The organism is Kosakonia sp. MH5 (assembly GCF_009935945.1).
GTDB classification, from domain to species: Bacteria; Pseudomonadota; Gammaproteobacteria; order Enterobacterales; family Enterobacteriaceae; genus Kosakonia; species Kosakonia radicincitans.
On record NZ_QODH01000003.1, the window covers coordinates 47,314 to 61,517 of the forward strand.

10 protein-coding genes are annotated in these 14,204 nt (G+C 54.6%); 6 read left to right on the forward strand and 4 right to left on the reverse strand.

The window, feature by feature from the left end; all coding sequences use genetic code 11:
- Positions 1 to 262 precede the first annotated feature (262 nt).
- The gene (gene sspA / locus DK872_RS09985; protein WP_161518310.1) at positions 263 to 901 is read left to right on the forward strand and encodes a stringent starvation protein SspA; all 639 of its coding nucleotides are present in this window, start codon (positions 263 to 265) and stop codon (positions 899 to 901) included.
- Positions 902 to 905: 4 nt separating this feature from the next.
- Positions 906 to 1,409 (forward strand): ClpXP protease specificity-enhancing factor, encoded by a 504-nt coding sequence (gene sspB, locus DK872_RS09990; protein WP_007369886.1) that lies wholly within the window; start codon positions 906 to 908, stop codon positions 1,407 to 1,409.
- A gap of 90 nt (positions 1,410 to 1,499) precedes the next feature.
- Here sspB and DK872_RS09995 read toward each other — a convergent pair whose 3' ends face one another.
- Both DK872_RS09995 and gltB read right to left on the reverse strand, forming a co-directional pair.
- Entirely contained in the window at positions 1,500 to 2,918 is a 1,419-nt protein-coding gene (locus DK872_RS09995; protein ID WP_007369887.1) for a glutamate synthase small subunit, read from the reverse strand.
- Positions 2,919 to 2,927: 9 nt separating this feature from the next.
- Positions 2,928 to 7,388, reverse strand: a complete 4,461-nt coding sequence (gene gltB, locus DK872_RS10000) for a glutamate synthase large subunit (protein WP_007369888.1) — start codon at positions 7,386 to 7,388, stop codon at positions 2,928 to 2,930.
- A gap of 672 nt (positions 7,389 to 8,060) precedes the next feature.
- Here gltB and DK872_RS10005 point away from each other — a divergent pair.
- The 4 genes from DK872_RS10005 to mtgA all read left to right on the forward strand — a co-directional run bounded on the left by DK872_RS10005 (position 8,061) and on the right by mtgA (position 13,043).
- On the forward strand, positions 8,061 to 8,987 hold the full coding sequence (locus tag DK872_RS10005) for a TIGR01212 family radical SAM protein (RefSeq protein ID WP_161518400.1): 927 nt from the start codon (positions 8,061 to 8,063) through the stop codon (positions 8,985 to 8,987).
- A 101-nt stretch (positions 8,988 to 9,088) separates the two neighbouring features.
- Complete coding sequence (gene arcB / locus DK872_RS10010; protein WP_079517293.1) at positions 9,089 to 11,431, forward strand: aerobic respiration two-component sensor histidine kinase ArcB; 2,343 nt, start codon at positions 9,089 to 9,091, stop codon at positions 11,429 to 11,431.
- Between the two features lie 230 nt (positions 11,432 to 11,661).
- Positions 11,662 to 12,315, forward strand: coding sequence for an isoprenoid biosynthesis glyoxalase ElbB (gene elbB / locus DK872_RS10015; protein ID WP_007369891.1), 654 nt, complete (start codon positions 11,662 to 11,664; stop codon positions 12,313 to 12,315).
- Entirely contained in the window at positions 12,312 to 13,043 is a 732-nt protein-coding gene (mtgA, locus tag DK872_RS10020) for a monofunctional biosynthetic peptidoglycan transglycosylase (protein WP_035942012.1), read from the forward strand. The genes elbB and mtgA overlap by 4 nt, the downstream gene beginning before the upstream one ends.
- Before the next feature lies 1 nt (position 13,044).
- On the opposite strand, the gene npr is transcribed toward mtgA, so the two are convergent.
- Complete coding sequence (gene npr / locus DK872_RS10025) at positions 13,045 to 13,317, reverse strand: PTS phosphocarrier protein NPr (RefSeq protein WP_007369893.1); 273 nt, start codon at positions 13,315 to 13,317, stop codon at positions 13,045 to 13,047.
- Positions 13,314 to 14,168, reverse strand: coding sequence for an RNase adapter RapZ (gene rapZ, locus DK872_RS10030; RefSeq protein WP_007369894.1), 855 nt, complete (start codon positions 14,166 to 14,168; stop codon positions 13,314 to 13,316). The genes npr and rapZ overlap by 4 nt, the downstream gene beginning before the upstream one ends.
- Between the last annotated feature and the right edge of the window lie 36 nt (positions 14,169 to 14,204).

The window sequence follows — 14,204 nt, forward strand, 5'->3', positions numbered from 1 at the left end:
GGGTTTTTTATGGATAAAAATCGTGTTATCCACAGTAATCAATCGCTTATTGCGTCTTTTTCAGCATTTGCAGAATCCCCTCACCACAAACCCCGCAAAATCTGGTAAACTATCATCCAATTTTCTGCCCAAATGGCTGGGATTGTTCATTTTTTGTTTGCTTCCTGAACGAAAGTGACAGTACGGGCGGGTAGGTAACTCACATCTGACCGGTCGAGTAAGTCCGGTAGCAGTAAATTCTTGAATATACCTGGAGGTTTTCATGGCTGTCGCTGCCAACAAACGTTCGGTAATGACGCTGTTTTCTGGTCCTGTGGACATCTATAGCCATCAGGTCCGTATCGTGCTGGCCGAAAAAGGTGTCAGCTTCGAAATTGAGCACGTGGAAAAGGATAATCCTCCTCAGGATCTGATTGACCTCAACCCGAATCAAAGCGTACCGACACTTGTAGATCGTGAACTCACCCTGTGGGAGTCACGCATCATTATGGAATATCTGGACGAGCGTTTCCCGCATCCGCCGCTAATGCCGGTTTACCCGGTCGCGCGCGGTGAAAGCCGCCTGTACATGCATCGCATTGAAAAGGACTGGTATTCCCTGATGAATATCATCCAGAACAACAGCGGCGCACAGGCCGATGCCGCCCGTAAGCAACTGCGTGAAGAGCTGCTGGCAATTGGCCCGCTGTTCACCCAGAAACCTTACTTCCTGAACGACGAGTTCAGCCTCGTTGACTGCTACCTCGCACCGCTGCTGTGGCGCTTACCGGTACTGGGCATCGAGCTGAACGGCGCAGGCGCCAAAGAGCTGAAAGGATATATGACGCGCGTATTTGAGCGTGATTCCTTCCTCGCTTCTCTGACTGAAGCCGAGCGCGAAATGCGCCTTGGCCGGGGTTAACTGAATGGATTTGTCACAACTGTCTCCACGCCGTCCGTATCTGCTGCGGGCCTTCTATGAATGGTTACTGGATAACCAGCTAACGCCGCATCTGGTTGTTGATGTGACGTTGCCGGATGTTCGCGTGCCGATGGAGTATGCGCGTGACGGTCAAATCGTGTTGAACATCGCGCCGCGCGCGGTAGGCAATCTGGAACTGGCGAACGACGAGGTGCGTTTCAATGCGCGCTTCGGTGGCGTGCCGCGTCAGGTTGCGGTACCGATGGCGGCCGTACTGGCTATTTACGCCCGTGAAAACGGCGCGGGTACCATGTTCGAACCGGAAGCTGCCTACGATGAAGACGTCGCCATGATGAATGACGACCACGAAACTTCAGCGCAGGAAAGTGAGACGGTGATGTCGGTTATCGACGGTGATAAACCCGATCATGCTGACGATCAGGACAACGACCCTGATGACGATCCGCCGCCGCGAGGTGGACGCCCGTCGTTGCGGGTAGTGAAGTAATCAAACAGGGCCGAATGGCCCTGTTTTACTATCTGCGATCCGCCAATAAAAAAGGAGGCCGAAGCCTCCTTTTGGGTCGCTACATGGGTATTACACTTCGAGGTAGTTCATGATGCCGTCAGCCGCTTTACGGCCTTCGGCAATCGCGGTCACCACCAAATCGGAGCCACGTACAATGTCGCCACCGGCAAAGATTTTCGGGTTGCTGGTCTGGAACGGATTTTCGCTGCCTTCCGGTGCGATAACGCGGCCCTGAGCGTCAAGTTCAACGCTGTGCTTCGCCAGCCACTCCATACTGTGAGGACGGAAACCAAACGCCATCACCACAGCATCGGCCGGAACCACATGCTCAGAACCCGGGACGATTTCCGCACGGCGACGGCCTTTAGCATCCGGCTCGCCCATTTCGGTCCGCGCCATCTTCACGCCGCACACTTTGCCGTTGGCATTGATTTCGATGCCCAGCGGCTGCACGTTAAACTGGAATTCCACGCCCTCTTCACGCGCGTTTTTCACTTCGCGGCGGGAACCCGGCATGTTCTCTTCATCACGGCGATAAGCACAAATTACGTGCGTTGCGCCCTGGCGAATAGAAGTACGCACGCAGTCCATTGCGGTATCACCACCGCCAAGCACCACGACGCGTTTGCCTTCCATGCTGATATACGGCTCATTTGGCGTTTCGCCAAAGCCCATAATCTGACGTGTATTAGCGATGAGGAACGGCAGCGCGTCGAATACGCCCGTAGCGTCTTCGTTCTCCAGCCCGCCGCGCATTGACTGATAGGTACCGACGCCGAGGAACACCGCGTCGTAATCTTTCAGCAGTTCGTCGATCTGCACATCGCGACCCACTTCGGTATTGAGTTTGAACTCAATGCCCATACCGGTAAAAATCTCACGGCGGCGGGTCATCACCTCTTTTTCCAGCTTGAAGGCCGGGATACCAAAGGTCAGCAGGCCGCCGATTTCCGGATGACGGTCGAAGACGACGGCTTTTACGCCGTTGCGGGTCAGTACATCGGCACACGCCAGACCTGCCGGACCTGCACCGATAATCGCCACGCGTTTACCGGTTTGCTTCACGCCGGTCAGATCGGGACGCCAGCCCATTTCGAACGCTTTATCGTTGATATAGCGCTCGATGTTGCCGATGGTGACTGCGCCGAACTCGTCGTTCAGCGTGCAGGAACCTTCGCACAGACGATCCTGCGGGCAGACGCGTCCGCATACTTCCGGCAGGGTGTTTGTCTGGTGCGACAGCTCTGCTGCTTCAAAAATACGACCTTCGTTGGCCAGCTTCAGCCAGTTAGGAATGTAGTTATGAACCGGACATTTCCACTCGCAGTACGGGTTACCGCAGGAGAGGCAGCGATCGGCCTGCGCTTTAGCTTGCCCTTCAGAGAAGGGCTCGTAGATTTCAACAAATTCAATTTTACGCAGCTTGATCGGTTTCTTGGGCGGATCAACACGCTGTAAGTCGATAAATTGGTAAACGTTCTGACTCATCTCAATTCCTTACTGCGCCTGCACGCGCAACTCTGCCGCGCTACGACTACGGTGACCTAACAGGGCTTTCACATCGCTGGACTTCGGTTTCACCAGGGCGAATTTCGATGAGAATGCCGGCCAGTTCGCCAGGATCTCTTCGCCACGCTGAGAACCGGTATGGTGCACATGCTCGGTGATCAGACCGCGCAGATGCTCTTCATGGATGGCGAGGTCATCGACGCTCAGCACTTCCACCAGTTCCGGGTTAACGCGTTTACGGAATTCACCGTCTTCATCCAGTACATAGGCAAAGCCGCCGGTCATCCCTGCGCCAAAGTTGACGCCGGTTTTACCCAGCACGCAAACAATGCCGCCGGTCATATATTCACAACCGTTGTCGCCGATGCCTTCTACAACCGTGATGGCGCCGGAGTTACGCACCGCAAAACGCTCGCCTGCGCGGCCCGCAGCGTACAAACGACCGCCGGTTGCGCCATACAGGCAGGTGTTACCGATAATGCTCGCTTCATGGCTACGGAAGGCCGAACCCACCGGCGGACGCACCGCCAGCAAACCGCCCGCCATACCTTTACCGACATAGTCGTTGGCATCGCCGGTCAGATAGAGCTCAACGCCGCCAGCGTTCCACACGCCGAAGCTCTGGCCTGCGGTGCCGCTGAAATGCGCTTTAATCGGATCGGCTGCCAGCCCTTGATCGCCGTGAGACTGCGCGATATAGCCAGACAGTGAAGCACCCACGGAACGATCGGTGTTGCGGATATCGAACCAGAAAGTTTTGCTCTGCTTCTCATCGACATACGGTTTCGCCTGCTGCAATAACTGCGCGTTCAGCACGCCATTATCAAACGGCGGGTTGTTTTCCGTGCAGTACAGCGCTTTGCCTGGGTGCGGCTCGGCGGTTTCCAGCAGTTTCGCCAGATCCAGCTTCTGCTGCTTGGCGGTAAAACCGTCCAGCTCTTTCAGCAGATCGGTGCGGCCAATCAGATCGACCAGGCGTTTCACGCCCAGTTGCGCCATTAACTCGCGAGTTTCACGGGCGATAAATTCAAAGTAGTTGGTCACTTTGAACGGCAGACCGTGATAGTGATTCTTACGCAGTTTGTCATCCTGAGTCGCTACGCCGGTTGCGCAGTTATTCAGGTGACAAATTCGCAGGTATTTACAGCCCAGCGCGACCATTGGCCCGGTACCGAAACCAAAGCTTTCGGCGCCCAGAATGGCAGCTTTGATGATGTCCTGGCCGGTTTTCAAACCGCCATCCACCTGCAAACGGATCTTGTGACGCAAACCGTTCGCGACCAGCGCCTGCTGGGTTTCCACCAGCCCCAGTTCCCACGGACAACCGGCATATTTCACCGAAGAGAGCGGGCTTGCACCAGTACCGCCGTCGTAGCCGGCGATAGTGATCAGATCGGCATAGGCTTTCGCCACACCGGTAGCGATGGTACCGACGCCCGGTTCGGAAACCAGCTTCACGGAGATCATCGCTTTCGGGTTGACCTGCTTCAGGTCGAAAATCAGCTGCGCCAGATCCTCGATAGAGTAGATATCGTGGTGCGGAGGCGGAGAGATCAGCGTTACGCCGGGTACGGAGTAGCGCAGTTTGGCGATGTACGGGGTGACTTTGTCACCCGGTAGCTGGCCGCCTTCTCCCGGTTTTGCCCCCTGGGCGACTTTGATCTGAATGACATCAGCGTTCACCAGGTACGCTGGGGTTACACCAAAGCGGCCAGAAGCAACCTGCTTGATACGCGACACTTTATTGGTGCCGTAGCGCGCCGGATCTTCGCCGCCTTCACCGGAGTTGGAGAAACCGCCGAGGCTGTTCATTGCTTCTGCCAGCGCTTCGTGAGCCTCCGGGCTGAGCGCGCCGATAGACATCGCTGCGGTATCGAAGCGTTTAAACAGCTCGGTCGCCGGTTCCACATCTTTCAGACTGACCGCTTCACCGTTCGGCGTGATGGCCAGCAAATCGCGCAGCGTAGCTGCCGGGCGTTCGTTAACCAGCTTCGCATATTCCTGATAATCGCTGTACTCGCCGCTCTGTACGGCCTGTTGCAGCGTGCGTACGACATCCGGGTTATAAGCGTGGTATTCACCGCCATGGACATATTTCAGCAGGCCGCCCTGCGACAGCGGTTTACGCGCCAGCCAGGCCAGTTTAGAGAGGTTCAGCAGATCTTGCTGAAAGTCGCTAAAGCCCGCGCCGCCAATACGGCTGATAACGCCCTGGAAGCAGAGCGCAGCAACGTCATCGTGCAGGCCCACGGCTTCAAACAGTTTTGAGCAACGGTATGAGGCGACCGTCGAAATGCCCATTTTGGACATGATTTTGTACAGCCCTTTATTGATGCCGTTACGGTAGTTCAGCATCACTGTACGGTAATTTTTCTCGATGGCATTGTTGTCGACCAGTTTCGCCAGCGTTTCATACGCCAGGTACGGGTAGATGGCCGTCGCGCCGAAGCCGAGCAGCACCGCAAAGTGGTGCGGGTCGCGGGCACTTGCTGTTTCAACAATAATGTTGGCATCGCAGCGCAGGCTCTTATCCACCAGGCGTGTCTGGATCGCGCCCACTGCCATCGGCGCCGGAACCGGCAGGCGATTTTTGGCGATGTTACGGTCAGAGAGCACCAGCAATACAGTACCATTACGCACCATCTGCTCTGCTTTATCACACAGCGCTTTGACGGTCTCTTCCAGCGACGTTTCAGTCACGTCGAAGGTGATGTCCAGCGTGTCGGCGCGGTAGTGCTCCTCTTCCATCGTCGTCAGCTGCTTGAAATCGGAGTACAGCAGGATCGGTGATTTGAAGCTCAGGCGGTGCGCCTGGCCTTCCGCTTCGCAGAAGACGTTCATTTCGCGACCGATGCTGGTAGCCAGCGACATAACGTGGGCTTCACGCAGCGGATCGATCGGCGGGTTGGTGACCTGCGCGAACTGCTGACGGAAGTAGTCATAAATAATGCGTGGCTGGCTGGAAAGCACCGCAAACGGGGTGTCATCGCCCATGGAGCCGACCGCTTCCTGGCCATTTTCGCCCAGCACGCGGATAACCGAATCCAGCTCTTCAAAGCTGTAGTTAAACTGCTTCTGGTAGCTTGCCAGCAGATCGTCGTCCATCTCGCGGGTACCGACTTCTTCATCAGGCAGATCTTCAAACGGCACCAGACGGCGAACGTTTTTCGCCATCCACTCTTTATACGGGTGGCGGCTTTTCAGATCGTCATCGGTTTCGGCAGAGTGCAGAATGCGCCCGTCTCGGGTATCGATAACCATCAGTTCGCCCGGGCCGACACGGCCTTTTTCGACCACTTCGTCCGGCTGATAATCCCAGATCCCCACTTCTGAAGCACAGGTGATCAGCTTATCTTTGGTAACGACATAGCGCGCCGGGCGCAGACCGTTACGGTCGAGGTTACAGGCAGCGAAACGCCCGTCAGACATCACGATGCCCGCCGGGCCGTCCCACGGTTCCATGTGCATGGAGTTAAAGTCGAAGAAGCTGCGCAGGTCCGGATCCATATCCGGGTTATTCTGCCAGGCTGGCGGCACCAGCAAACGCATGGCGCGCACAATATCCATCCCGCCTGCCAACAGCAGCTCGAGCATGTTATCCATTGAACTGGAGTCAGAGCCGGTTTCGTTGACGAACGGCGCGGCATCATGAAGATCCGGGATCAACGGCGTTTTGAATTTGTAGGTACGCGCGCGCGCCCACTGGCGGTTACCGGTAATGGTGTTGATTTCACCGTTGTGCGCCAGGTAGCGGAACGGTTGCGCCAGCGGCCAGCGTGGCACGGTGTTGGTGGAGAAGCGCTGGTGGAACAGGCAAATGGCCGATTCCAGACGCAGATCCGCCAGATCCAGGTAAAAGCGCGGCAGATCCGCCGGCATACACAGACCTTTATAGATGTTCACCAGATTGGAGAGGCTACAAACGTAGAACTCTTTATCTTCCTGCAGGCGTTTTTCAATGCGGCGACGAGCGATAAACAGACGACGCTCCATATCGCGCGGGCGCCAGCCTGCGGGGGCGTTCACGAAAATTTGTTCAATACGAGGCAGCGAGGAGAGGGCGATTTCACCGAGCACCCCTTCGTTGGTTGGCACATCGCGCCAGCCGACGATCGACAGGGTTTCTTGTTGCAGCTCTTCTTCAACAACGCGACGTGACGCGCTGGCTTTTTCTGGATCCTGATTCAGGAACAGCATGCCCACGGCGTAATTTTTGGCTAAGCGCCAGCCGCGCTCTTCCGCCACAATACGGAAGAAACGGTCGGGTTTTTGCAGCAGCAGGCCGCAACCATCGCCGGTTTTACCATCGGCAAGGATTGCGCCACGGTGCTGCATTCGGGCCAGTGCGTGAATAGCGGTACGCACTACCTTGTGGCTAGGTTCGCCTTCTATGTGGGCGATCAGGCCGAAACCACAGTTATCTCTCTCGAGAGATTTATCGTACAACATATCAGTGAACCTCCCCAGGCTCTACGAGACACCCTCCGTTGATCGATACGCACAGGCGCAAAAAGAGCATGGCGACGGGGCATATGCCTCGCATGTCGCCCTCTTTAATTTCCTTTTCGCATCGATACACAAGTGTTGAGGACTTGCTTAAGAGGGAATCTCAATTACTGCATAAATATGATGAGCAGACTGCTCATCCAGAAAGCTTCCAGCGGATTCCCAAGTTATCGGGAATCCGTACACAGGTCAAATGCCGAGCTTATTTATACAAAAATGTGCTAAAGATGGTTTATGTATTTGATATTTATATTTATTTAAGCTTTTTTACATTCATGGAGCGCAGCGACAAGCGGTAGCGGAGTGTGATCTGACTCACTATACCAAAGCGTAGTTTCTGATGTTCTGTCCTGAGCGTGTCTTTAACGGCAGATTTTTATTCTGCTGTGTGGGTGAGAGTTGCATGAAGACACTGTTTTTCACTTACGCACGTATTTCTGCAAAATAAGGCAGGAATATAAGGAAAAGTAATCGCCTTTGAGGTGAATGAAATTGCGATTATATTGACTTTTTATGCAATGAATAAAAGCCTTCCGGGGCGATTGATCCAGGTCATCGCCGATGAAAGCTAAAAGTGGCAGGCTACACCCTTTCGTCAGGGCGGCCTTTCAGATTATGCAGTTACAGAAATTAGTCAATATGTTTGGTGGGGATCTTGCTCGCCGGTATGGAGGAAAAGTCCATAAACTCACTTTGCATGGCGGTTTTAGCTGCCCAAACCGCGATGGCACCATTGGACGCGGCGGGTGTACGTTCTGTAATGTCGCTTCTTTTGCCGATGAGGCACAGCAGCACCAATCCATTGCTGACCAGCTTGCTCATCAGGCGAACCTCGTCAATCGCGCACGTCGCTATCTCGCCTATTTCCAGGCTTACACCAGCACCTGGGCGGAAGTGCAGGTGCTACGGTCGATGTACCAGCAGGCGATAAGCCAGGCGAACATTGTGGGTTTGTGCGTCGGCACGCGCCCTGATTGCGTGCCGGAAGCGGTGCTGGATTTGCTTTGTGAATACCATCAACAGGGTTATGAAGTGTGGCTGGAATTGGGCCTGCAAACTGCTCACGATAAAACGCTGCATCGCATCAACCGTGGGCATGATTTCGCCTGCTACCGGAAAACGGCGCAACAGGCCCGTCAACGCGGTCTGAAAGTCTGCACGCATTTGATTGTCGGGTTACCGGGGGAACGTCGCGTGGATTGCCTGGAGACCCTACAGCGCGTTACAGATGCTGGCGTTGATGGCATTAAGCTGCATCCGCTGCATATCGTAAAAGGCAGTATTATGGCGAAGGCATGGGAAGCTGGCCGCCTGAATGGTATTGGCCTGGAAGAGTATACCGTTATTGCCGGAGAGATGATTCGCCATACGCCGCCGGAGGTGATCTATCACCGCGTTTCCGCCAGCGCGCGCCGTCCGACCCTGCTGGCGCCGCTGTGGTGCGAAAACCGCTGGACCGGCATGGTGGAGCTGGATCGCTATCTGAATGAGCAGGGCGGACAAGGTTCGGCGCTTGGGCGCTGCTGGCAATTGCCCGTCTGAACCGGCGACGAAACTCTAACTCTCACCGCATTTTTCACACAAGCTTCAATCCCTTGCCCAGAATTGAGTATTATTGAGCGCAATTGTCCGAGGGAAACTCTATGAAGCAAATCCGTTTACTGGCGCAATACTACGTCGATCTGATGATGAAGCTTGGTCTGGTGCGCTTTTCCTTGCTGCTGGCTTTAGCGCTGGTGGTGCTGGCAATCGTCGTGCAGATGGCGGTCACCATGGTATTGCAGGGTCAGGTGGAGAGCATTGATGTTATCCGCTCGATCTTTTTTGGTCTGCTGATCACTCCGTGGGCGGTCTACTTCTTATCGGTGGTGGTTGAGCAACTGGAAGAATCTCGCCAGCGGTTATCGCGGCTGGTAGAAAAACTCGAAGAGATGCGCGATCGCGATCTGAAGCTCAATGTGCAATTAAAAGATAATATTGCCCAGCTTAACCAGGAGATCAGCGATCGTGAAAAGGCTGAAGCGGAGCGCCAGGCGACCTTTGAACAGCTAAAAATAGAGATGCAGGAGCGCGAGCAAACGCAGATCCAGCTCGAACAACAATCCTCCTTTCTGCGCTCTTTCCTTGATGCCTCACCGGATTTGGTTTTCTACCGTAACGAAGATAAAGAATTTTCCGGCTGTAACCGGGCGATGGAACTGCTGACTGGCAAAAGCGAGAAGCAGCTCATTCACCTGAAACCGCAGGATGTCTATTCTGAGGAAGCCGCAGCGAAAGTTATTGAAACCGATGAAAAAGTCTTTCGTCATAACGTATCGCTGACCTACGAACAGTGGCTGGATTATCCGGACGGGCGCAAAGCCTGTTTCGAAATCCGTAAAGTGCCTTATTACGACCGAGTGGGTAAACGCCACGGGCTGATGGGCTTTGGCCGCGATATTACTGAGCGTAAACGCTACCAGGATGCGCTGGAGCGGGCCAGCCGGGATAAGACCACCTTCATTTCCACGATTAGCCATGAACTGCGTACACCGCTGAATGGCATCGTCGGCCTGAGCCGGATCCTGCTCGACACGGAGTTAACGCAGGAGCAAGAGAAATACCTGAAGACCATCCATGTTTCCGCCGTGACGCTGGGAAATATCTTCAACGATATTATCGACATGGATAAAATGGAGCGCCGTAAAGTTCAGCTTGATAACCAACCGCTGGATTTCACCAGCTTCCTTGCCGATCTGGAAAACCTTTCCGGTTTGCAGGCGCATCAAAAAGGGCTGCGTTTTGTACTGGAGCCAACGTTGCCGCTGCCGCACAAGGTGATTACCGACGGTACGCGTCTGCGGCAGATTCTGTGGAACCTGATCAGCAATGCGGTGAAATTTACTCCGCAAGGTCAGGTTGAAGTGCGCGTTCGCTACGATGAAGGCGAAATGCTGCACTTCGAAGTGCAGGATTCCGGTATCGGTATTCCGCGCGACGAGCAGGATAAGATCTTTGCCATGTATTACCAGGTCAAAGATAGCCACGGCGGCAAACCGGCCACGGGAACGGGTATCGGGCTGGCCGTTTCACGTCGCCTCGCCAAAAATATGGGGGGGGATATCTCTGTCAGCAGCCAGCCAGGCGCCGGGTCCATCTTTACGCTGACCGTTCATGCGCCCGCAGTGGCGGAAGAAGTTGATGACGCTTTCGAAGATGATGATATGCCGTTGCCTGCGCTGCATGTGCTGCTGGTTGAGGACATTGAGCTGAATGTCATTGTCGCGCGCTCGGTGCTGGAAAAGCTGGGTTGTAGCGTCGATGTGGCGATGACCGGAAGCGCCGCGCTGGAGATGTTCGCCCCTGGCGAATACGATCTGCTGCTGCTGGATATTCAGTTGCCGGACATGACCGGGCTGGATATTTCCCGCACGCTAACCAGCCGTTACCCGCGCGAAGATCTGCCGCCACTGGTAGCACTGACAGCCAACGTGCTGAAAAACAAACAGGAGTATCTCGATGCGGGCATGAATGACGTATTGAGCAAACCGCTGGCGGTCCCGGCATTAACTGCCATGATTAAAAAGTTCTGGGATACAAACGCCAATGAGGAGAAGCAGGTGACAACTGTCGATAACAGCAAAGTACAAACGGTGCTGGATACGGCCATGCTTGAGCAATATATCGAGCTGGTTGGGCCTAAATTAATCACCGATGGGCTGGCTGTCTTTGAGAAAATGATGCCGGGCTATCTCAATGTGCTTGAGTCAAATCTTACGGCCCGCGATCAGAAAGGCATAACCGAAGAGGGACATAAGATTAAGGGCGCGGCAGGCTCTGTCGGTTTACGTCATCTGCAGCAACTGGGGCAACAGATCCAGTCTCCCGATCTTCCGGCGTGGTGGGACAATGTCGGCGAATGGGTGGAAGAGATGAAACAGGAGTGGCAGAACGATGTGGCGGTACTGAAAGCCTGGGTTGCGGCAGTGGACGCTGGAAAAAAATGACCCCGGATTAACCGGGGTGCGCGAATACTGCGCCAACACCAGGGAAACCGTAGCTGCGCCGTAGTTTTTACTCTTTTTTGCAAGGGCGTAGCCTGAAAAAATTCGACCACACGCACATAAGATAGCAAATCTTAAATGATTTGTTACATCAATCAGTGAAATGTGTGAAGCAAGGCTCCCTTATCAAAATTTTTAATTATCGACAGTACGCTGCATAAAGGATGAGCAAAATGAAAAAAGTAGGCGTGATTCTTAGCGGCGCGGGTGTCTATGACGGTGCGGAAATCCATGAAGCGGTGATCACGTTACTGGCGATCGCCCGTTCAGGTGCTGAGGCAGTTTGTTTCGCGCCGGATAAATGGCAGAGCGATGTGGTGAATCACCTGACAGGTGATGTCATGACGGAGAGCCGCAATGTGCTGGTCGAAGCGGCCCGAATTGCGCGTGGAAATATCCGGCCGCTGGCACAACTATCAGTAAATGATCTGGATGCGCTGATTGTGCCTGGTGGTTTTGGTGCGGCCAAAAATTTGAGTAATTTTGCCAGCCAGGGCAGCGCGTGTGTTGTCGATAATACGCTTAAACAGCGAGTGCTGGAGATGCATCAGGCGGGTAAACCGCTGGGATTTATGTGTATCGCTCCGGCGTTGCTGCCGAAAATTTTCGACTTCCCGCTGCGTCTGACAATCGGTACGGATGTCGATATCGCTGAAGTGCTGGAAGAGATGGGCGCGGAACATGTGCCGTGCCCGGTGGACGATATTGTGGTGGATGAAGAGAATAAAGTGGTAACCACGCCAGCGTATATGCTTGCTGAGGATATTGCGCAGGCTGCGGCGGGGATCGAAAAGCTGGTTGCGCGCATACTGGTGCTGGCGGAATGAGAAATGGCTTTCGCGGCCCGCTGAAAACTATGCTGAAACGTATTGCGCTGCGGGTTTTACTGGTACTGGCCATTTTCTGGGGCGGCGGCATTGTGCTGTTCAGCTTTCTGCCGGTGCCATTTTCTGCCGTGATGGTCGAGCGGCAAATTGGGGCCTGGCTGACAGGTAACTTTGGTTATGTTGCTCATTCCGACTGGGTCAGTATGGATGAAATTTCGCCGTGGATGGCGCTGGCTGTTGTCGCAGCAGAGGATCAGCGTTTCCCCGATCACTGGGGGCTGGATTTTGGCGCGATCCAGAAGGCACTTTCACATAATGAACGCCATGAGAACCGTATTCGCGGCGCGTCGACTATCTCTCAGCAAACGGTGAAAAACCTGCTGTTATGGGATGGAAAAAGTTGGGTGCGAAAAGGGCTGGAAGCCGGGCTGACGCTGGGGATGGAAGCGGTGTGGACGAAACGGCGTATCCTGACGGTGTATCTTAATATTGCGGAGTTTGGCGACGGCGTGTTTGGCGTGGAAGAGGCGGCTCAGCGCTATTTTCACAAACCGGCCAGCCGGTTAACCATGTCGGAAGCGGCATTGCTGGCGGCAGTACTGCCAAACCCAATACGTTTCCAGGCGGCAGCGCCATCCGGCTATGTCCGCAGCCGTCAGGCGTGGATCCTGCGCCAGATGCGCCAGCTCGGAGGCGAAGGCTTTTTGCAGAACAATAAGCTGTACTAACTCAGTCTTCGTCAAAGCCCGCGTTAAACAGGGCAATCACGGCTGCCAGGGCTTCTTCTTCCTGCGGGCCGCTGGCTTCGACTTCAATTTGCCGCCCTTTTGCGGAATCCAGCATCAGCAATGCAATCACGCTGCTGGCTTCCGCTTCGGTGCCTTCGTCGTTACGCAGTAACACTTCTGCGTCAAACCCCTGTACCAGCTCAAACAGTTTCATCGCCGGGCGCGCATGCATGCCCAGTTTATTGGTGATCTCAACGGTTTGTTTTACGGTCATGTTTTGCGTTTTTCCAGCGTACGGTGACGGGACTGAACGTTTTTACCGCGCGAGCGGAAATAATCTGCCAGCTGTTCGGCGACATAAACAGAACGATGCTTACCGCCAGTACAGCCGATAGCGACGGTCAGATAGCTACGGTTGTTGGTTTCCAGCATCGGTAACCACAGTTCAAGATAACTGCGGGTCTGGTAAATAAAATTGTGCACTTCGGTATGCCGGTCAAGGAACGCCGCGACAGGTTTGTCGAGACCGGTCATCGGGCGCAGTTTCGGATCCCAGTGCGGGTTGGGCAGAAAGCGAACGTCAAAGACGTAGTCAGCATCGATAGGAATCCCGTGCTTAAAGCCGAACGACTCAAAGACCATGGTCAGTTCGCGCTCGCGCTTGCCGAGCAGGCGAGTGCGCAGCATTTCGGCCAGCTCATGTACCGACATTTCGGAGGTATCGACAATCAGGTCCGCGCGGGAACGCAGTGGCTCCAGCAGGTTGCTCTCTTCATCGATAGCACTTTCCAGCGATAAATTTTTGCTGGAGAGCGGATGTAAGCGGCGCGTATCACTGTAGCGACGAATCAGCGTGTTGCGGTCAGCATCAAGGAACAGCAACTGCGGCGAGAAGGCGTCAGGCAGGCTGCTCATCGCCTGTTCAAAAATTTCCGGTGATTCCGGCATATTACGCACATCAATACTGACGGCGGCAGAGGTCTGACGATCGGCGAGTGTCTGCGCCAGTTGCGGCAGCAGCACTACCGGCAGGTTATCGACACAATAGAAGCCCATATCTTCCAGGGCGCGCAGGGCCACGGATTTGCCTGAACCCGAACGACCACTTACGATCATCAGGACCATGAACCGTTTCTCCCCATAACGACAAAAAAGGTGTTC